The 18,848-nt window shown below is 61.9% G+C and carries 18 protein-coding genes; 9 read left to right on the top strand and 9 right to left on the bottom strand.

What is annotated here, in order from left to right; all coding sequences use genetic code 11:
• The coding region (locus AC1DV9_RS25485) for a helix-turn-helix domain-containing protein (RefSeq protein ID WP_477950464.1) at positions 1 to 222 on the bottom strand (222 nt) is incomplete at its 3' end.
• A 402-nt stretch (positions 223 to 624) separates the two neighbouring features.
• Here AC1DV9_RS25485 and AC1DV9_RS25480 point away from each other — a divergent pair.
• The 6 genes from AC1DV9_RS25480 to AC1DV9_RS25455 all read left to right on the top strand — a co-directional run bounded on the left by AC1DV9_RS25480 (position 625) and on the right by AC1DV9_RS25455 (position 6,564).
• Positions 625 to 978: a hypothetical protein gene (locus AC1DV9_RS25480; protein ID WP_477950463.1), complete on the top strand. Its 354-nt coding sequence runs from the start codon at positions 625 to 627 to the stop codon at positions 976 to 978.
• 133 nt (positions 979 to 1,111) lie between these two features.
• A complete protein-coding gene (locus tag AC1DV9_RS25475; protein WP_477950461.1) occupies positions 1,112 to 1,861 on the top strand; it encodes a GntR family transcriptional regulator in 750 nt (249 codons plus the stop codon).
• A 46-nt stretch (positions 1,862 to 1,907) separates the two neighbouring features.
• Positions 1,908 to 3,452 (top strand): putative N-acetylmannosamine-6-phosphate 2-epimerase, encoded by a 1,545-nt coding sequence (locus tag AC1DV9_RS25470; protein WP_477950459.1) that lies wholly within the window; start codon positions 1,908 to 1,910, stop codon positions 3,450 to 3,452.
• 42 nt (positions 3,453 to 3,494) lie between these two features.
• A complete protein-coding gene (locus AC1DV9_RS25465; RefSeq protein ID WP_477950457.1) occupies positions 3,495 to 4,820 on the top strand; it encodes an extracellular solute-binding protein in 1,326 nt (441 codons plus the stop codon).
• Positions 4,821 to 4,873: 53 nt separating this feature from the next.
• Positions 4,874 to 5,746 carry a carbohydrate ABC transporter permease gene (locus AC1DV9_RS25460; RefSeq protein WP_477950455.1) on the top strand — a complete coding sequence of 291 codons (873 nt, stop codon included), beginning with the start codon at positions 4,874 to 4,876 and terminating at the stop codon, positions 5,744 to 5,746.
• On the top strand, positions 5,743 to 6,564 hold the full coding sequence (locus AC1DV9_RS25455; protein WP_477950454.1) for a carbohydrate ABC transporter permease: 822 nt from the start codon (positions 5,743 to 5,745) through the stop codon (positions 6,562 to 6,564). Before AC1DV9_RS25460 ends, AC1DV9_RS25455 begins: the two co-directional genes overlap by 4 nt.
• A 70-nt stretch (positions 6,565 to 6,634) precedes the next feature.
• Here the strand turns inward: AC1DV9_RS25455 and AC1DV9_RS25450 are convergent, their stop codons facing one another.
• On the bottom strand, positions 6,635 to 7,531 hold the full coding sequence (locus AC1DV9_RS25450; protein WP_477950452.1) for a fructose bisphosphate aldolase: 897 nt from the start codon (positions 7,529 to 7,531) through the stop codon (positions 6,635 to 6,637).
• 386 nt (positions 7,532 to 7,917) lie between these two features.
• On the opposite strand from AC1DV9_RS25450, the gene AC1DV9_RS25445 reads away from it, so the two are divergent.
• The 3 genes from AC1DV9_RS25445 to AC1DV9_RS25435 are packed head-to-tail and all read left to right on the top strand — an operon-like array spanning position 7,918 to position 10,427.
• Complete coding sequence (locus tag AC1DV9_RS25445; protein WP_477950450.1) at positions 7,918 to 8,763, top strand: NADPH-dependent oxidoreductase; 846 nt, start codon at positions 7,918 to 7,920, stop codon at positions 8,761 to 8,763.
• A 55-nt stretch (positions 8,764 to 8,818) separates the two neighbouring features.
• Positions 8,819 to 9,889: an LLM class flavin-dependent oxidoreductase gene (locus AC1DV9_RS25440; RefSeq protein ID WP_477950448.1), complete on the top strand. Its 1,071-nt coding sequence runs from the start codon at positions 8,819 to 8,821 to the stop codon at positions 9,887 to 9,889.
• 46 nt (positions 9,890 to 9,935) lie between these two features.
• A complete protein-coding gene (locus tag AC1DV9_RS25435; RefSeq protein WP_112389936.1) occupies positions 9,936 to 10,427 on the top strand; it encodes an Lrp/AsnC family transcriptional regulator in 492 nt (163 codons plus the stop codon).
• Here the strand turns inward: AC1DV9_RS25435 and AC1DV9_RS25430 are convergent.
• The 7 genes from AC1DV9_RS25430 to AC1DV9_RS25400 form a co-directional block, all read right to left on the bottom strand.
• The gene (locus AC1DV9_RS25430) at positions 10,413 to 11,801 is read right to left on the bottom strand and encodes an FAD/NAD(P)-binding protein (RefSeq protein ID WP_477950447.1); all 1,389 of its coding nucleotides are present in this window, start codon (positions 11,799 to 11,801) and stop codon (positions 10,413 to 10,415) included. The two genes, AC1DV9_RS25435 and AC1DV9_RS25430, sit on opposite strands and share 15 nt — an antisense overlap.
• A 79-nt stretch (positions 11,802 to 11,880) precedes the next feature.
• On the bottom strand, positions 11,881 to 13,200 hold the full coding sequence (locus AC1DV9_RS25425) for an LLM class flavin-dependent oxidoreductase (protein ID WP_477950446.1): 1,320 nt from the start codon (positions 13,198 to 13,200) through the stop codon (positions 11,881 to 11,883).
• 141 nt (positions 13,201 to 13,341) lie between these two features.
• On the bottom strand, positions 13,342 to 13,938 hold the full coding sequence (locus AC1DV9_RS25420) for a DsbA family protein (protein ID WP_477950444.1): 597 nt from the start codon (positions 13,936 to 13,938) through the stop codon (positions 13,342 to 13,344).
• Between the two features lie 2 nt (positions 13,939 to 13,940).
• Positions 13,941 to 15,014: an LLM class flavin-dependent oxidoreductase gene (locus AC1DV9_RS25415; RefSeq protein WP_477950443.1), complete on the bottom strand. Its 1,074-nt coding sequence runs from the start codon at positions 15,012 to 15,014 to the stop codon at positions 13,941 to 13,943.
• 9 nt (positions 15,015 to 15,023) lie between these two features.
• The gene (locus AC1DV9_RS25410) at positions 15,024 to 15,914 is read right to left on the bottom strand and encodes an ABC transporter substrate-binding protein (protein WP_477950472.1); all 891 of its coding nucleotides are present in this window, start codon (positions 15,912 to 15,914) and stop codon (positions 15,024 to 15,026) included.
• A 112-nt stretch (positions 15,915 to 16,026) separates the two neighbouring features.
• Positions 16,027 to 16,971, bottom strand: a complete 945-nt coding sequence (locus AC1DV9_RS25405) for an ABC transporter substrate-binding protein (protein ID WP_477950441.1) — start codon at positions 16,969 to 16,971, stop codon at positions 16,027 to 16,029.
• Positions 16,972 to 17,060: 89 nt separating this feature from the next.
• A complete protein-coding gene (locus AC1DV9_RS25400) occupies positions 17,061 to 18,839 on the bottom strand; it encodes an amino acid ABC transporter permease/ATP-binding protein (RefSeq protein ID WP_477950439.1) in 1,779 nt (592 codons plus the stop codon).
• Between the last annotated feature and the right edge of the window lie 9 nt (positions 18,840 to 18,848).

The raw sequence follows: 18,848 nt of genomic DNA, 5'->3' as shown, positions 1-18,848 counted from the left end.
GAAATCCTCACTGTGGCGCCGGTTGCTCGGGCGGCCGCGCTTCTTCGAGACGAGACCGTCGAGCCCGTCCAGATCATAGGCCTGCAACAGCCGATGGACTTGGCTGCGACTGAGCCCAAGTAGCTCAGCCGCCCGCGTGACCGTCAGGCTGCCTTGGCGAACCTGCCGAATATGTTCAAGACGATGCAATTCCTTCTGCGACATSACAATCAAACASGACATGACGACTCCGAACATAAATGGCCTCGACCACGATGCACGTCGCTTGTCTTGCTTCCCAATGCTGACGTTCAGCTAGCATCCCAAGAAGCGACGACTGTCGCATCTCAACTAGCCTATATGTCGCATCTCTAAAATGCCGCTACACATCAAAATCGCATAATCTATCTTATGGAACTCGCGGTCGACTATCCAATGGCAAGGTCGGCATCCAAGACAATGACGGGCCCGTCGATGACAAGAGGGTATAATGCGCTGTTGGCGGCGACGTCCCAGCAACGTCGCTCGAAACAGCGACCGCAGAGGCTTTGATTCAAGCCCACGTTTCACCCGATCCCAGCCATGAGTTCGCCACGAATGCCGTTTTATCGTGTCCGCGCAAAAGACAGGATTCGAGACCCATTCATGATCAAACGCACCAAAATTGCCCTTGGCGCACTGCTTGCGGTGAGCGCTTTCATTTCAACGGCCGGCTTCGCCTCGGCGCAGTATTACGACGAATACGGCCGGGCACCGCCTCCGCGCTTCGCTCCCCAACAGGATTGGAACAGGCCGCCCCCGCCGCCACCCGGCTATGGCCGCCCGTCGCGTGGCTGCGATCCACGCCTGGCTGAAGACCGCGCCCGGGACTTTGGTTTCCGGCGCGCGCATGTCGTCGACATCACGCCGCGCCGCGTCGTCATTCAGGGCTGGACGCGCCGCGGCCCGGATGAAATCAGCTTTGCCAATGCGCGCGGCTGCCCGGCTCTTCGCCGTTGACATCAACGAGCTGACGCCCTTCGCGGCGTCAACTCTCCCTGCCGCCATTGCGCTCTTGCCATTCCTTCGTGCCCGGAAGATAATACCAGTATAAGTCCAGAGGATTTTTTACAGGGAAGTTGGCGGAATTTTTATGCCCGAGAACCAGGTCGTCACCGCCATCGAGAAATCTCTGGCGCAAATACCCCTCGATATTCCCTTGTACAAGCGGCTGAAGCTGGCGATCGAACAGGCCATCCAGACGCAGGCCTTTCAATCCGGGAGCGTGCTGCCCGGCGAACGCGTGATTGCCGGTTCCCTGTCGCTCTCACGGGTTACCGTCCGCAAAGCCCTCTCCCTTCTCGAACAGGAAGGACTGCTCAGCCGCCGGCACGGCTCGAAGACGGAAATCGGATCGCGTGTCGAAAAGTCGATGTCGACGCTGACGAGCTTCTCGGAAGATATCAGCGCCCGCGGGCAAGTGCCTGGATGCATTTGGATATCGAAGCAGATCAGCCGTGCGTCCTCCACCGAGATGATGGCGCTCGGCATTGCCGGAAACGCCAATGTCATCCGGATGAAACGGGTGCGAACGGCCAACGGACTTCCGATCGCCGTGGAAACGTCGGTCGTCCCGGTGCGCTTCGTTCCCTCCCCCGATTTGATCGACCAATCGCTCTACACCGTTCTCCAGGACCGTGGCTTCATGCCCGAGCGCGCGGTCCAGCGCATGCGGTCGCGTGCCGCGTCAGCCGACGACGCAGTTCACCTGAATTGCGATCCCGGCGCCCCGCTTCTTGTCACCGAGCGCCGTTGCTTCCTGGCGGACGGCCAGATCGTCGAGCTCTGCGAGACGCGGTACAAGGGCGAGGTCTACGACTTCGTCTTCGAATTGCAGCGATAATACCAGTTATAAACTGGTTGCCATCTGGTATTTTAAAGATATCGTGATGCCCGAAATGGAGCATCCCGTGCAGCGCGAAGACCTCAAGAACAGCCTCATCGTTTCCTGCCAGCCGGTTCCCGATGGCCCGATGGATGATGCCCGGTTCGTCATCGGTTTTGCAAATGCGGCTGCAGCCGCGGGTGCTGCGGCAGTGCGCATCGAATCCGTCGATTATGTGAAGGCTGCCCGCCCGCATGTCGCCGTGCCGATTATCGGCATCGTCAAGCGCGATCTCGATGGCAGCCCGGTGCGCATCACGCCCTTCGTTGCCGATGTCGAGGCGCTTGCCGATGCCGGTGCCGATATCATCGCGTTCGACGCCACGGACCGTATCCGCCCCGCTTCGATCGATGCCCTGATTGCTGCGGCCAAGACCAGGGGCAAGCTGACGATGGCCGACTGTTCCTCGCTCGAGGATGCCAGGCAGGCGCTTGCCGCCGGTGTCGACTTCGTCGGGACGACCCTGTCGGGCTATGCCGGCGGACCGGAGCCAATCGAACCCGATATCGCGCTGATTGCTGCCATGCGCGCACTCACCCCCTTCGTGATCGCGGAGGGCCGCATCCGCACGCCGGAACAGGCTGAACAGGCCGCTGCCGCCGGCGCCCTTGCCGTCGTGGTCGGCTCGGCGATCACGCGCACAGAACATGCGACAGCCTGGTTCCATGAGGCCATAGCGGCCGCATTTTCCGCTCGCGAGGCCAATGGCAGGCCGGTGCTTGCCATCGACATCGGCGGCACCAAGACCTTGGCGGCTCTGGTCCAGGGCCGAGCGGTTATCGACCAACGCGTTGTCCCGACGCTGCGCGATCAAGGACCCGACGCCTGGCTTGACGCGATTGCCGCCGAGATTGACGGATGGCGCGGCCAATTCTCACACGCAGGCATCGCCGTCACCGGTTTCGTCGAGGATGGCTGCTGGTCGGCAATGAACCCGGTGACGCTTGGAATTCCGGACAATTATCCGCTGATCGATCGCGCCGCCGCCCGGCTCGGCACACCGGTCTCAGCCATCAACGATGCCCAGGCGGCCGCCTGGGGTGAATACCGGTTCGGTGCTGGCAAGGGAGAGGATATCGTCTTCCTGACAATCTCCACCGGCATCGGCGGCGGTATCGTCGCCAATGGCAAGCTTCTGCCGGGCCTTGCCGGTCATTTCGGCTTGACCCGCATGGCCTCGCATGGAGCCGAGCCTCTTGAAGATACGACCTCGGGCCTCTGGATCGCCAGACAGGCGAAGCGCGCCGGACATGAGGCGGACGCCATCACGGTCTTTACCGAAGCCGCGGCCGGATCGGCATGGGCCACAGCCATTGTCGAGGAATCCGCCGCCCAGGTCGCACTGCTCTGCCGGGATATCAAGCTGATGTTCGACCCCCGACGCATTGTCATCGGCGGCGGCATCGGCCTTGCCCCCGGATATCTCGATCGGGTGCGCGGTCAGGTCGCTGACCTCAGGTCAAGGATCAGGCCCGAGCTCGCCCCCGCTGAACTCGGCAGTCACGCAGGCATTATCGGCGTTGCCGACCTTGCGCGGCAGCACCGCTGAAGACCACCGGATAATCAAGCTAAACAAAGAAAGGGAACAACGATGAAACTGCAAAAGATAATCGCTCCGGCTCTCGCCGCGCTTCTTGCGAGTGCCGCCCTGCCAGGTCTCGCCAATGCAACGGTGACCGTGCTCGGATGGCCCGGCGGATCGGAAGAAACGGCGCTGCGCGGGACCGTCGACGCCTATAACAAGACCGCTGCCGATGCCGACAAGGTCGAACTGCTGTTCTTCAACCGCGACGGCTTCTACGACAAGCTGCAGGCCGATATGGCGGCCGGTTCGAGCGCCTTCGACATCAACCTCGTCGCCACCTATTCGATCGGCCGTTACGCGCCCTACATGGAGCCGGTCGATCTCGGACCGGATGCCGCCAAGGTCTTCGGCGATTCCGTTCTCAAGACAATGCAGTTCGACGGCAAGCAGTATGGCGTGCCGACCGACCTTTCGCTTCACTTCATGTATTACCGCAAGGACCTGATCGACGCGCTGCTGAAGGACGATGCGGCGAAGAAGACCTATTCCGAGCTCGCCAAAAAGGTTCTCGGCAAGGATCTGCAGCCGAAGGATCCAGACAGCTGGACCTGGGACGACTGGGCGGCGACCGCACTCTACTTCTCGAAGCAGGCCAATCCCGATAGCCCGGTTCGCTATGGCACCGTGCTGCAGATGAAGAACCTGCTCTTCAACATGATGGTCTTCCAGTCCCTGCCGCGATCCTATGGTGGAGACTGGATGGATGCCAGCGGCAATGTGACGGTCGATTCCGACGCCTACAAGACCGGATTGCAGCTCTACAAGACGCTCTATGATGCCGGTGCCTCGCCGAAGGATTCGCTAAGCTACGAATATCCGGAAACCAACGCCGCCTTTGCCGCCGGTCAGGCAGCCACCGCGCTGCAGTGGAACGCCGCGGCCGCCGACCTGACCAATGCCGAGAAGTCTCCGGCTGTGGCCGGCGTTACCGGCATCGTCGCGCCGCCGGCCGGCCCGAACGGCCGCGCCGATCATATCCACGGCCTTGGTCTTGGCCTCAACAAGAATGCCAAGAACAAGGAAGGCGCCGTCAAGTTCCTGAAATGGCTGGCAACCGAAGATGCGGCGTTGACCTATGCCCGCGGCGGCGGTTCGCCGGCCTTGACGCCCGAGGTCGTGGCGAAGATCGCTTCGGAGCGGCCAGATCTCGTCAAGCTTGGCGAATTTGCCAGCAAATACGGCTATGTGATGAACGGCGCCACCTCGGCCAATGCACTCTCCGTATATGAGCTGCAGGCCAAGGAATTCACCGGCTACTGGTCGGGCCAGCAAAGCCTTGAGGACGCGCTTGCCCATACAAAGGCCGGCATGCAGGATCTCCTCAAGAAGTAACCTTGTACCGGATGCCGGGCGAGCCCGGCATCCCTCCCATCCGGCGGACCGCAATGGCTATCGTATCACGTGCCGAAGGCAGGGCTTATCTGGCGCCGCTGATCGGCTTCCTGTTGCTCTTCCTGGGCTTTCCGGCCCTCGTCAATCTGGTCTATTCGGTCTCGACCGTCAGCTTCCAGAACCTGCGCAGCCCCACGATCACGGGCTTCGGGAATTATCTTGCAGTCATCCAGGACCGCGGCTTCCGGCAGGCGACCTTCTTTTCCTTCCGCTTCGGGATGCTGACGGCAATTGCAGAATGTGTGATCGGCCTGTTTCTGGCGATCTTCCTCGCGCCGCTGCTGGCGAAGCGTTCGGCTCTGATGGCCCCGCTGATGCTGCCTCTAATGGTCGCGCCTGCGATGATCGGCCTGATGTACCGGCTCGTGCTGCATGAATTCGCCGGGCCGGTGCCCTACTATCTCTTTCTCTGGTTCGGCGACAGCCCTGCCTTTCTCGACGTCAACAATGCCTTCAAGACGCTTGTCGTCATCGAAGCGCTGCAGTGGACGCCATTCGCCATTCTGCTCTTCTACGTCGCCTATTCGGCCATTCCGCTCGATGTGCGCGAGGCAGCTGCGCTCGACGGTGCATCGGCCTGGCGTATCCTGTGGTGGATCGACCTGCCGCTGATGATGCCGACGCTGGTCATCGCCTTCTTCATCCGTTTCATCGACGGCTTCCGCGTGTTCGACAATGTCTACGCGCTGACCGGAAGCGGCGCCGGCGGCTCCACCACGTCGCTATCCATCTATATCTATCAGTCCTTCTTCAAGGATGGCTCGATCGGCAAGGCCGTGGCCGCTTCGGTCGTGCTTTTCGTCGCGTCGCTTGCCGTGCTTCACGGCCTGAACTGGCTCGCCGGGCGCCGGAGGAAAGCAACATGATCAACGCTCTTCGCTGGACCGTCTTCGCCATTGCCGCGGCGGCGATGAACTTCCCGATCATCGTAACCCTCGTCACCTCGTTCAAGAGCGCCCGCGAGCTTTCCAGCAATGCCGGCCTGTGGATCAGCGAGCCAACGCTTGCAAACTATGCAAGCATCCTGAGGCAGACGGATCGCTTCAACATCTATTCCTACCTGCTGAACAGCACGATCGCCGCTGTGCTCGGAACCGGGCTTGCGATCCTTCTCTGCTTGCCGGCAGCCTATGCGATTGCCCGCAGCGAGGTGGGACGGCGGGTGCTGATGCCGCTGGTGATCAACCTGCGCGCCGTTCCGCTAATCATCTTCGCGATCCCGCTCTACATGATGTATCAGTGGCTGGGTCTCCTCGACACCCAGATCGGCCTTGGCCTGATCCTGACGATCGTCAACATCCCGCTTGCGCTTGTCATGCTGGTCAACGCCATCAATGACGTGCCGCTGGAACTCGACGAGGCGGCACGGATCGACGGCGCCTCGTCGTTTCAGGCGATGGTGAGCGTCATCGCGCCGGTGATCCGTCCAGCGCTCGTCACCGCGTTCATCTTCGGGTTCATCACCGCCTGGAACGAATTCCTGTTCGGCCTGATGCTGACGACCAACAAGGCCGTGCCGATGACGGTCGGCGCCTCCTTTTTCTTCGCCGCCAGCGGCGGCGGCGTGCAATGGGGCGTGGCCTCGGCCGTCATGGCGCTCGGCGCGCTTCCGCCCGCCCTGCTCGGCCTTCTCATGTACCGGCAAATCTCCGGCTCGATGACTGCAGGCGCTGTGAAGGGATAGATTAACGGCAGATCTGCGCCGCTCCTTTTTTTGAAGCAGCGCAGCCCGTGCCAAGATTTGCTGCAGGCGCCTAGATTTTCGTGGCGCTCGCTGTGTAGATCTGGTCGATGGTCCTGGCGAGACTGGAATCGAACTCCGCGTCGCTCATCGTCACCCGCAGATCTTCCGTCAGGGCGCGGGAGAAACTGGCGATCATTCCGTGGTTGTGGCTGAGCTTTTCGCAGGCGTCGGCGCGGCTGTATCCGCCCGAAAGCGCCACGACCCGGGCAACGGACTTGTGGTCGATGAGTGGCTTGTAGATATCCGCAACCGTCGGGATGGTCAGCTTGATCATGACCCGTTCGCCAGATGGCAGGGCATCGAGCTCGCGGGTGATCTCATCCAGCAGAATGGCTTCGGCTTCCTGCTTGGTCGGGCTCTTGATAGAGACCTCAGGCTCGATAATCGGCACCAGGCCATAGCCGAGGATCTGCCGGCCGATCGCGAATTGCTGCTTGACGACGGCGGCGATGCCGGTGCGGTCGGCATTGGCGATCACCGAGCGCATCTTCGTCCCGAATATCCCCTTCTTCACGGCGCGATCGAGCAGCGCATCCAGATCGGGCATCGGCTTCATCACCTGCACACCGTTTTCTTCGGCAGCAAGACCCTTGTCGACCTTGAGAAACGGCACCACGCCCCGCTCCTCCCAGAGAAACGAAGGAACCGCCTTTCCTCTGGCTTCCCCATCCATGGTCTTCTCGAAGAGGATGGCGCCGATCACCTTGTCGCCGGAGAAGGCGGGAGCGGTCATGATCCGGACGCGCATCTCGTGCATGAGGCGGAACATCTCCTCCTCGCTGCCATAATCGCTGTCGGCAATGCCGTAGAGACGCAGGGCGCCAGGCGTCGATCCGCCGCTCTGGTCGAGAGCAGCGATGAAACCTGCCTTGCCGGTCATCTGCAACATCATTTCTGCATCTGCCATTGTTCTCTCCCCATCGCGCTGCGTTTCACGCGCGCTTTTTGCTCGATTTCAAACGGCTATTGTCATCGAGACGGCCGAACCGCCCCAATGAGACAACGTCGCATATTTCGCAGCGAGTGCAATCATATCTCTCGAAAAGATGATAAACGATCGCGCCGCTACGGAATGCCGGATGACGCGAAGCGGCGCGTCCGGCCTCGATCAGATCCCCCAGCGCATCGCCAATGCCGTCATGCGTGCTCAGCGCGATCAGATCAGAATAATCTATAGAAATTATATTCTATTTCCGGCGCATTGAAGGAACTTTTGTAATTGGAAAGCCCGCGCCCGAGCGGGCATGGTCCCGTCACGTCCGTGCGACCGCCGCACCGCTTGAGGAGATCTGAATGACTTTGTCCGCGCCCGTCACACCGGATCACAACAGGCTGACCACGCTGGCCGCCAGCCGCTATCGCAACGGCCAGACGCTGTCGGCCCCGTGGAACGAAGCGCTCGAGGCAATCCTGTCCCACCGCAGCGTCCGCGACTATCGTCCGCAGGCGGTCCCGGCTGATGTCATCGATATCGCCGTCGCGGCGGCGCAGTCGGCGGCCAGTTCCTCGAACCTGCAGGCCTGGAGCGTGGTTGCCGTCGAGGACAAGGATATCAAGCACAGGCTGAACGCCGTCGCCGGTAATCAGCGGCAGATTACGCAAGCGCCACTTCTCCTGGTCTGGCTTGCCGATCTTGCCCGGCCGCGTAGCATCGCGGAAGAACGGGGCAGCACCACCGAAGGTCTCGACTATGTCGAAAGTTTTCTGCTGGGGGTCATCGATGCCGCTCTCGCGGCACAAAATGCCGTCGTCGCTTTGGAATCCCTCGGCTTCGGCACCTGTTATATCGGCGCCATCCGCAACGATCCCGAAGCCGTATCACAGGCGCTCGGGCTGCCTGACGGGGTATTCCCGGTTTTCGGCCTGACCGTCGGCTATCCCGATCCCGCCCGTCCTGCGGATGTCAAACCACGTCTCGCCCAGGCGGCGGTCGTTCATCGCAATCGCTACGATCCGTCCGCGCATCGGGCTCTTCTTGGCGACTACAATCAGGCGCTCTCCACATTCCAGGCGGAACAGTCCATGCCGAGGATCGACTGGACCGAGCAGGTCGGAAAGCGCATCGGCACTGTCGCTGCGCTCAATGGCAGGCACGTGCTGAAGGGCGTCATTCGCAAGCTCGGCTTTCCGCTCAAATAAGCCGCGCCGCCCGGCCATCCGATACAATCACTCAGATCGACAAGCAGGCAGACGCATGACCGATAGTTCCGAATTCCTCTGGTACATACCTAACGATGTCACAGCCGGTCACCGCGGCGACAGCGCGACCGTCAATCACAACAGTTTGGAGACGCTGACGGAACACGCCCGCGCGCTTGAAGATCATGGCTGGAAGGGCGCGCTGATCGGTACCGGCTGGGGGCGGCCGGACACGTTCACCGTCGCAGCCGCGCTGACGGCACGCACGGCGACCTTCGAGCCGCTGATCGCCATCCGCCCCGGCTATTGGCGCCCGGCGAATTTCGCCTCGGCTGCCGCAACGCTCGATCACCTGAGCGGAGGGCGCGTCCGCGTGAACATCGTCTCCGGCCAGGACAATCTTGCGGCCTACGGCGACAGCGAGGGCGATCAGGCGCACCGCTACGCCCGCACGAAGGAATTCATGCGCCTCGTCCGCCGCCTGTGGACCGAAGAGAACGTCACCGCTGCAGGCGAGCATTTCAGCGTCGAAGGCTCCACCGTTCAGCCGCGCATTGCAGAGCGCGCCGGGCGCCGCCATCCCAAGCTCTATTTCGGCGGCGCCTCCGAGGCTGCCGAGAAAGTGGCGGCGACGGAGGCTGACGTCCAGCTTTTCTGGGGCGAACCGCTCGAGGGCGTGAAGGAGCGCATCGAGAGATTGAAGACGCTGAGCCGCGACCTCGACCGAGATCTCGCACCGCTGGAATTCGGCCTGAGGATCACGACCCTCGTCAGGGATACGCGGGAGGAAGCCTGGGCCGACGCCGAAAAGAAGGTTGCCGAAATGGCGGCCGGCCAGGGCGGCAACTGGCAGGACCATCGCCGCACCGTCGCCGTCGGCCAGCGCCGCCTGCTGGAACTCCATGAACGCGGCGATGTGCTCGACGACAATCTCTACACCGCGCCGGGCAAATTCGGCGGCGGCGGCGCGGGCACGACTTGGCTCGTCGGCTCAGCCGAAGACGTCGCCGCATCGCTGCGCAAATACGAGGCGCTCGGCATCACGCATTTCGTGCTCTCGGACACACCTTATCTCGGAGAGATCAAGCGCCAGGGAGACAAGCTTCTGCCGCTGCTGAAGCGGTAGAGCCAGTCCAATTGCGAACGGCGAACAGGCAAGGCCAGAGGACAATATGGATAGAGTCGACCGCAAGATTTTGGCGCAACTGCAGAACAATGCGGACATTCCCGGCCCCGAGCTTGCAAAGGCCGTCGGCATATCGACGACGCCCTGCTGGCGACGGGTGCAGAAGCTCGAGGAGGAAAAGATCATCCGCCGCCGGGTGGCGCTTCTCGATGCGGCAAAGATCAACGCTGCGGTGACGGTCTTCGTCTCCATTCGCGTCAGGAGCCATTCCCCCGAGTGGCTGCGCCGGTTTTCCGAGGTGGTGGCGAGTTTCCCCGAGGTTGTCGAATTCTACCGCATGAGCGGCGATGTCGATTATCTGATGCGCGTCGTCGTGCCCGATGTGGCAGGCTATGACGCCTTCTACAAGCGGTTGGTGGCCAAGGTCGAGATCGGCGATGTCAGCTCGCGCTTTGCCATGCAGGAACTGAAATTCACCACCGAGCTTCCATTGTCCTATCTGCCGGTTGCCAATCCGAAGGCATCACGCGGGCGCTGAGTGGGCGGCTGCAGCAGGTGATGCGACTGCCGCGACGACTTCGGACGCAACCGCGCGCGCCTGGACGCGAATATCGGGAACGGCGGTGATTTCCCAGAACTGCCCTGCCGTGAGCGCGCCTACTGCATAGACTTGCGCATTGACGGCGACGTCTCCGATCACCTTCGAACCGTGGTCGACGGCGATGCCGAGTCCCTGCGGATCGGCCTTGATGAGGCCCTGACGCCTCATCTCCGCAAGAAGGGGAGAATGCGAGATCCCTGCCCTCTCGACGCCCGTACAATTGATCAGCCAACCGGTGTCGAGGCTCTCGATGTACCGCGTCCCCTTCGGTCGATAGCTGATGGCGAGCCCGCCTTCGCGCCCGGCGACACCCGACAGAAAACCGGCATGCACAGCGACCTGGCCGCTCGTCAGCAACTGTTGGAACCTGGCATGGACATCGGGCGCCACGCGATGACGGTGGATGTTCCACCATGGCAGCGCGTGACGGAGGAAACGGCCGCGCTCGGATGCCGGCAAACGAGCCCACAGGGCCTGGGTGTGTGGGCGCAACCGGTCCATGACAGAGCGCCAATCACCCGCAACCCGGCTTTCCCTGCGCAGACGGTGGAGAAGCGCGCTCATCGTTGCAGGCAGGGTCGCGGGATCGAAATCGGCCGGCGGCTCCGGCGTTTTCGCGTGGCCGTGCGGAACGAGGCCGCGCCTCGAGAGAACGTCGATCTTGCCGCGAAAACCGCGGGCGTGGAGGGCCAGAACCTGGTCGATCATCGTCAGCCCGGAGCCGAGTATGCACACACGGTCATTAAGGCCGACCCGCCTCAGCCAGGACAGTCGCCACGGATTCTCGATCACCCTGTCCTTCGCCTCGCCGGACAAGCCGGAAATCTTCACGGGCAGCGGTGCATTGCCGACACCAAGACACAGCACAACGTTGCGCCCGGCAATCTCGCCGCCATTGTCGAGCAGAAAGCCGAGCGTAGCATTGTAGCGCTCGACGCAACCCGTCGCCTTGGCCCTGATGAAATCGACCTTGCATTGCGAGCGCTTGCTGCGCAGCAGGGCTGCAAGACTGTCGCGAACATAGAGGCCATAATCCTGACGGGAGGCAAAGTCGCCTTCCCGGAGAGGCCGCTTTCGCTCCGCAAGCCATTCGACGAACCCGTCCGGCCTGTCGGGAAACAGGCTCATGCGGCCCGCAGGCACGTTCAACCGGTGAAGATAGAGTTCCGAGCGATAGGCCGTTCCGCGGCCGAAACCCGGATCATCCCCAATAACGGCAACCGCCGCCGTTACGGGAAGAAGTTCGATGAGGTTGCAGAGCGTTGCTATGGCCGAAAAACCGGACCCCACCAGTACCGCGTCGTAGATCATTCAAATCCCTCAAATGCCAAGAGCAAACGCATCCGGTGCAGATCGGGTTCCGGTAGAATTGGGCGCAGACCGCCCAGGGTCAAAGGTAACGGCTTTTCGGCCGCGGCAGCCCGAGATGATCGCGCAGCGTAGCGCCTTCATATTCCGAGCGGAATAGCCCGCGGCGCTGCAGCTCGGGAACAAGGCGATCGACAACGTCATCGAGCCCCTGCGGCAGATAGGGGAAGACGACGTTGAAACCGTCGGATCCGCGGCTGTGCAACCATTCCGCCATCTCGTCTGCGATTGTCGCCGGCGTTCCTACAAAGGCGAGGCCTGAATAGCCGCCGTAGCGCTGCGCCAGCTGGCGAACGGTCAGCTGCTCCTGGCGGGCGAGCCTGATCACCTGCTCGCGGCCGCTCTTGCTGGCATTGGTTTCCGGCACATCCGGAAGCGGCTGGTCGGGATCGAATTTCGACGCGTCATGACCAAGCGCGATGGAAAGCGAGGCGATCGCGCTGTCGTAGTGAACCAGGCTGTCGAGGTCCGCGCGCCTGGCCTTCGCCTCTTCGATCGTGTCTGCGATCACCACGAATGCCGCCGGCAGGATCTTCAGGTGCCCCGGGTCGCGCCCAAGCCTGGCCATCCGCCCTTTGATATCGGCATAGAGCGCCTGTCCGGTGGCAAGATCGCGCGGCGCGCAGAAAACCACTTCTGCGGTCTCGGCGGCAAGCTGGCGGCCGGGCTCGGATTGTCCGGCCTGGACGATCACCGGCCAGCCCTGCGGCGGCCGGGCGATGTTGAGCGGGCCTCGCACCGAAAGTTCGGGGCCTTTGTGATTGAGGACATGCATTTTGGCGAGATCGAAATATTCGCCGCTTTTGACGTCGCGAATGAAGGCATCGTCCTCGAAACTGTCCCACAAGCCGGTAACGACGTCGTAGAACTCGCGGGCGCGTTCATAGCGCTCACCGTGGGCGACGTGCTCCTCGAGCCCGAAATTGAGGGCGGCATCCGGATTGGCCGTCGTGACGATGTTCCAGCCGGCGCGGCCGGCGCTGATATGATCGAGCGAGGCGAAGCGCCGCGCCACGTGATAGGGCTCGTCGAATGTCGTCGACGCGGTGGCGACAAGGCCGATGCGGCTCGTCAGCGCCGCCAGCGCCGAGAGCAAGGTGAAAGGCTCGAAGGACGTCACCGTATGGCTGCGTTTCAAAGCCTCCTCGGGCATATTCAGGACCGCGAGATGGTCGGCCATGAAAAACGCATCGAACTTCGCGGCCTCGAGCTTCTGGGCGAAGGAGACGATATGCCCGAAGTTGAAATTGGCGTCCGGATAGGAGCCGGGATAGCGCCAGGCTCCGGTGTGGAGGCTGACGGGGCGCATGAAGGCGCCAAGGTGAAGCTGTTTCTCAGTCAATGAACCTGACCATGATTGCGTGCGGCTGAACGGGTTGCGGCTAGAGGAATTTGGCGACGGCACGAGGCCGGTTCAAGAGGCGTTTCGCACCGCTTCCCCTTCTATCGGATGGCAACGCAAATGCGCTCGGAACGCCCGCCGTCAGGGTCTGTCGCCCTCGAAATGCCTTTCCAGGAACGGCAAATTGTCCTGACCCCAATAGGTCTCGCCGTCATAGATGAATGTCGGGAAACCGAAGACGCCGCTGTTTCGGGCGCGCTCCCGGTCGCGGCTCCATTTCTTCTGAACGTCGTCATCGCCTTGGCGCTTCAACAGTGCCTCGCCGTCAAAGCCGCCTCTGGTGACCACTTCGGCGCGGACCTCAGGTTTGCCGATATCGCGTGCGTCGGCCCAATAGGCCGCCTGCAGGGCGCGGGTGACGCCAACCCAGTCCTTGCCGTCGAGATAGGCAGCAATTACCAGAAAGGAAGCAGGTGTGGGATCGCCGAGTTCCGGGCGCTTGTCCAGCCAGATCTCCTTGCCGCGCACCTTCGCCCAGCGCTTCAGGTCTCTCATCCAGTAGGCGCGGCGGATTTCCGGCCGGTTGCGCGAGAAGATGCCGCCGTTTTCTTCGATGACAGTGGTCAGGAAGGGCTCGATCTCGACCTCATGTCGCTTGGCGATATCGGTGAAGGCATCGAGGCCGATATAGGACCAGGGAGAACCGATGGAGAAGAAATATTCGAGGGACTTGGTCATTGCTAATATCCTGATTTCAAAGATCTCACGTCACCGGCGCGCGGCGATAATGGCTGAAGCGCAGGGGCGCGCCAACCGAGTTCGGGACCGATCAGCGTCACGAAGTCGTGTAGGATCTGCCGGTAATCCTCGTCGATGAATTCATAAGGAAGTTCCAGACGGAATTCCTCCACATGCGGCAGGATCGGATCGGCGTGCAGCGCCTCCAGAATTTGGTCCGCGGTCCCGACGAGATCGCGGGCAAAGAGGGTCCGCCGTTCCCCCTGCGGCGAGAGCGTCCGTTCGTGACGGCCTGCGGCATAGGCGGCGTAGCGCTTGCGCGTTGCCGCGCCGGCACTGTCGAAGGGAACGATCACCCTTCCGAGCGCCACCCGGCGCCCAGCGCCGCCGGACGTTTTGTAGCGCTCAAGCTGCCGTCCCTGAGCGACGAAGAACGCATCGGTCTCCTCCCCCGTCGTCACATTGCCGATCAGAAGGTTGAAGCCGTTCTGCGCCGCCCAGGCTGCCGAGCGAAGCGACCCTCCGCCATACCAGATGCGGTCGATCAGTCCCTTCGCATGGGGATTGAGCCGTGGACGCTGCGGACCGAACGGCGTCTTGATGCGCGTCCCTTCGTCCCCGAGATAGCTGCCCTTCAGATTGTCAGCGAACCTCAATACGCGGGCATGCGAGAAATCGTGGCTTTCCCAGTCACCGTCGAAGGCAAGAGGCCCGATCAGATCGGCATGAAGCGGCCGTCCGGCGCTCAGGCCGACATTGAGCCGCCCCCTGGAGAGGACATCGACGGTCGAGAGATCTTCGGCCAGCCGGTAGGGACTTTCGTAGCCGATCGGGATGACGGCCGTGCCGAGCTCTATCCGGCTGGTGCGCTGGGTGGCCGCAGCGAGAAAGGCGGTCGCCGAGGAGATGCCCGGCTCCAGGTGTCTCTGCCTGACCCAGGCGCTGTTGAAACCGAGCTCTTCGCCATGCTTGAGAAGCTGAAGGGTCTCTTCGAGCCCGCGATGGGGATCGTCTTCGGGGTAGTTTCCGGGTGTCAGGAAACCGACATGCTTTATCGCGATGGAATTGCTGATCATCTCTGGAACTCAGAATTTCGGCAGGCCGGGCGGGTTCGTCTCGGATGCGGGTAACGCCTCCTCTGACAGATGCCAGTGATCGAGGATCTTGGCATAGGTGCCATCCTTGATCAGACCGTTCGTCGCGATCGTAAGCGTATCGGCGATGCCGCTGCCCTTGCGCGTGGTGATCGCGACATCGGAGCGATCAGGCCAGCCGGCGCTCAGCGTTCCCACCCGCTTGATGTTCTTGTCGCGCGCCGCAATGAAGACCAGCTGCGCATGTGGCTGAACGATGACGTCGGCCCGGCCGGACTGCAGCGCCAGCAGACTTGCCGCCTCATCATCGAAATAGAGAAGTTCGATCGGCTTTAGACCGGCAGCGGTGTCCCCGTCGCTCCATTTCAGCAGGATCCGCTCCTGGTTGGTGCCGGCACCAACGATGATCCGGAGACCGGCAGCGTCCTTCGGTTCCTTAATGGAGGTGATGGCGCTGTCGCCCTTGACGAAGAAACCGTGCAGCCCCTTGCGGTAGGTGGAGAAATCGAACTTCTCCTTGCGCTGTTCGGTAACCCCGACATTGGAAATCACCGCATCATATTTTCCAGAGACCAGGCCGAGCGGCCAGTCGATCCAGGCAACCGGAACGATCTCCAGCTCCAGCCCGAGGCTTTCGGCAATGGCGCCGGCATATTCCGGATCGGCGCCGACGACCGTCTTCGCATCGGTTGCATAGGTCGCGAGCGGCGGTCCGCCCGGGCTGATCGCGACGGTAAATTTGCCCGGTGTCACGAAGGAAAAGTTCTTCGGGATCGAGTTGATCGCGGCCTCGTTCTTCACCGCGTGAACCCGGGCCGGCTGCTCGGGGCTCAGATCGAATTCGTCACCGGCATGCGCAGTGGCGAAGCCTGACAGCATCATTGCGCTCAAGAGCAGCGCGGGGCGCCAGGAAGCAAAAGACATCATTTCAAATCTCCTGAAAACAAACGTGCGGACCGGCTCGCATCCCTCGCGCCGGTCCGCTCAACCAGCCTTAGGAACCGCTCTTCGGCAGACCTGGCGGGTTGGTCTTCGATTCCGCCGTCGCCTCGGATGTCAGGTTCCAGCGCTTCAGCACCTCGCCGTATTTTCCGTTCTTGATCAGGTCGTTGAGAGCGAGTGTTACCGCGTCGGCCAGACCGGCACCCTTCCTGGTCGTCACCGCGATCTCGGCAGCAACCGGCCAGCCACCGCTCACGGTACCGACCAGCTTGGTCGAGCCCTTGATGGAGGCGCTGTAGGCAAGCGTGGCGTTCGGATTGAACTCGACATCGGCGCGGCCGGACTGGATAGCGAGGTCGGCGGCGGCGCGGTCGTCGTAATACTGAACCTCGATCGGCTTCAGACCCGCCGCGACGTTTTCACGATCCCATTCGAGAATGATCTTCTCCTGGTTGGTACCGGCGCCGGTGATGACCTTCAGACCGGCGACATCCTTCGGCTCCTTGATCGCGCTGATCTTGCTGTCGGCCTTCACGTAGAAGCCGAGTACGTCATTGCGATAGGTGGAGAAGTCGAACTTCTCCTTGCGTTCCTCCGTCACCGTGACATTGGAGATGACGGCGTCATATTTGCCGGAGGAGACGCCGAGCGGCCAGTCCTCCCAGGCAACGGGAACAAGATTCAGCTCGAGGCCGAAGGAATCGGCGAGAAGCTGGGCGATCTCGGGATCGGTACCGACGACGGTCTTCGCATCCGTTGCGTAGGTCGCGACCGGCGGATCCCAGGGGTTGATGGCGACGGTGAACTTGCCCTTCTGGACGAACTTGAAAGACGGAGAGATCGCCTTGATCGCGGCTTCGTCCTTTTCGGCGCGGATGCGGTTCGAGGTATCCGGGCTCAAGTTGAACTTCTCGGCCGCCTGTGCTGAGCCGATCCCCAGGGTCGCCGCTGCAACGGCGCCGGCTAGCAGGCGGATTGCACTATTTCTGAATGTCATGGCCCTACTCTATTTCTTCTTTAGATTGTGGGTGTTGGCATGCGATCCGGACGCCCGTCGCGGCCGGAAATTCTTTTTCTGCGGAAAGCTCAGAGCACCTTGGCGAGAAACTCTCTGGTGCGGGAATGTTCGGCCCAGGTGAAGATCTTCGATGGCGGACCGGATTCGAGGATCCTGCCGCCGTCCATGAAGACGACGGTATCGGCAATCTCGCGGGCAAAGCCGACCTCGTGCGTCACCACGACAAGCGTCGTCCCGGTCCGGGCAAGCTCCTTGATGACATCGAGCACTTCGCCGACCAGTTCCGGATCGAGCGCCGATGTCGGCTCGTCGAACAGCAGAACCTTGGGCCGGAGTGCCAGCGCCCGGGCAATCGCCACGCGCTGTTGCTGGCCGCCCGAGAGCTGACGGGGATAGGCATTGATCTTGTCGGCAAGCCCGACCCGGGCGAGCAGCTCCTGAGCAAGCTGAACGGCTTCCTCGCGCTTGGCACCGCGCACCTGGATCGGCGCCTCGATCAGATTCTCAAGCACGGTCAGATGCGGGAAGAGATTGAAGCTCTGGAACACCATGCCGATATCGGCGCGCCGCCTCAGGATCTCCTTTTCCTTCAGCTCATAAAGCAGATTGCCCTTCTGCTCGTAGCCGACGAGTTCGCCGTCGACGGCAATGAAGCCCGCATCGACGCGCTCCAGATGATTGATCGAGCGCAACAGCGTCGATTTACCGGAACCTGAGGGTCCAAGGATTGCCGTCACGCTGCCTGCCGGTAGATTGAGATCGATACCATCGAGCACCTTCAGCGAGCCGAAGCTTTTCGAAATTTTCTGGATGCTGATTGCCCCGCCGGCGCGCAGAACCGCGGCATCGGCAAACCCCGCATGGGCAACCGTCGTGTCAGACACAAAATCCGCTGCCGCCGTCTTGTGGGTGAAGCGCGAGAAGAAGGCCTGGAACGGCAAAGGCTTCGGATTGCGCAGGGCGCCCTTCGAATAATGCCGTTCGATATAGTGCTGAGCGATCGACAGCACGGTCATGATGACCAGATACCATGCGGTCGCGACCATCAGCAGCGGAATGACTTCCAGATTGCGCCGGTAGATGACCTGCACCGTGTAGAAGAGTTCCGGCAGAGCGAGCACGTAAACCATCGAGGTGGCCTTCGCGAGACCGATCACCTCGTTGAAGCCTGTCGGCAGGATCGAGCGCATGGCCTGCGGCAGGATGATGCGGAAGGCCTGGCGGCGATGCGAGAGGCCGAGAGAAGCGGCCGCCTCGAGCTGCCCCTGGTCCACCGAGAGAATGCCGCCGCGCACGATTTCAGCGAAGAAAGCCGACTGGTTCAACGTCAACCCAAGAAAGGCTGCGGCGAACGGCGTCAAAAGCTGCGTCGTCGGATAGCTCGCAAAGACCGTGTCGGTAAAGGGAATGCCGATCGTAATGGTTTCATAGAGATAGCCGAGGTTATTGAGAACCAGCAGCAGGACGATGACGGGGATCGAGCGCAGCAGCCAGATATAGCCCCAGGAGAGACCGGACAGCAGCGGCGACCGGGAAACACGCGCCAGCGCAAGCGCCGTTCCGAGGATGGAGCCGGAGATGGTGGCGAGTGCCGTCAGAAGCAGGGTGCGGCCGAGGCCAGCCAGCACCGGTTCTGCGAAGAACCATTCGGCAAAGACGTTCCAGCCCCAGCGCGGGTTCGTGGATGTCGAATAGATGATGGCCGCGATGACGACGGCGGCGAAGGCCGTGCCCGCAAAACGCGCCGGGTGGCGCGCCGGAACGATCCTGTAGCGCGCATAGTCGGAGGTTTCCGCCGCTCTGTGCTCGTGCTTTGCGATACCCGCAAATTCGCTGGTCAGCGCCATGCCCTGCTC

The organism is Rhizobium sp. 01L410, from assembly GCF_056400165.1.
This window is presented reverse-complemented; position numbering and strand designations above follow the sequence as displayed.

What these genes read in the sequence shown, in the direction of transcription:
- AC1DV9_RS25475 (WP_477950461.1), top strand. Translation starts at nt 1,112, where the DNA reads ATGCCCGAGAACCAGGTCGTCACCGCCATCGAGAAATCTCTGGCGCAA.
- AC1DV9_RS25405 (WP_477950441.1), bottom strand. Translation starts at nt 16,971, where the DNA reads ATGACATTCAGAAATAGTGCAATCCGCCTGCTAGCCGGCGCCGTTGCA.
- AC1DV9_RS25445 (WP_477950450.1), top strand. Translation starts at nt 7,918, where the DNA reads ATGACTTTGTCCGCGCCCGTCACACCGGATCACAACAGGCTGACCACG.
- AC1DV9_RS25470 (WP_477950459.1), top strand. Translation starts at nt 1,908, where the DNA reads ATGCCCGAAATGGAGCATCCCGTGCAGCGCGAAGACCTCAAGAACAGC.
- AC1DV9_RS25430 (WP_477950447.1), bottom strand. Translation starts at nt 11,801, where the DNA reads ATGATCTACGACGCGGTACTGGTGGGGTCCGGTTTTTCGGCCATAGCA.
- AC1DV9_RS25435 (WP_112389936.1), top strand. Translation starts at nt 9,936, where the DNA reads ATGGATAGAGTCGACCGCAAGATTTTGGCGCAACTGCAGAACAATGCG.
- AC1DV9_RS25420 (WP_477950444.1), bottom strand. Translation starts at nt 13,938, where the DNA reads ATGACCAAGTCCCTCGAATATTTCTTCTCCATCGGTTCTCCCTGGTCC.
- AC1DV9_RS25465 (WP_477950457.1), top strand. Translation starts at nt 3,495, where the DNA reads ATGAAACTGCAAAAGATAATCGCTCCGGCTCTCGCCGCGCTTCTTGCG.
- AC1DV9_RS25460 (WP_477950455.1), top strand. Translation starts at nt 4,874, where the DNA reads ATGGCTATCGTATCACGTGCCGAAGGCAGGGCTTATCTGGCGCCGCTG.
- AC1DV9_RS25410 (WP_477950472.1), bottom strand. Translation starts at nt 15,914, where the DNA reads ATGATGCTGTCAGGCTTCGCCACTGCGCATGCCGGTGACGAATTCGAT.
- AC1DV9_RS25450 (WP_477950452.1), bottom strand. Translation starts at nt 7,531, where the DNA reads ATGGCAGATGCAGAAATGATGTTGCAGATGACCGGCAAGGCAGGTTTC.
- AC1DV9_RS25440 (WP_477950448.1), top strand. Translation starts at nt 8,819, where the DNA reads ATGACCGATAGTTCCGAATTCCTCTGGTACATACCTAACGATGTCACA.
- AC1DV9_RS25415 (WP_477950443.1), bottom strand. Translation starts at nt 15,014, where the DNA reads ATGATCAGCAATTCCATCGCGATAAAGCATGTCGGTTTCCTGACACCC.
- AC1DV9_RS25455 (WP_477950454.1), top strand. Translation starts at nt 5,743, where the DNA reads ATGATCAACGCTCTTCGCTGGACCGTCTTCGCCATTGCCGCGGCGGCG.
- AC1DV9_RS25400 (WP_477950439.1), bottom strand. Translation starts at nt 18,839, where the DNA reads ATGGCGCTGACCAGCGAATTTGCGGGTATCGCAAAGCACGAGCACAGA.
- AC1DV9_RS25480 (WP_477950463.1), top strand. Translation starts at nt 625, where the DNA reads ATGATCAAACGCACCAAAATTGCCCTTGGCGCACTGCTTGCGGTGAGC.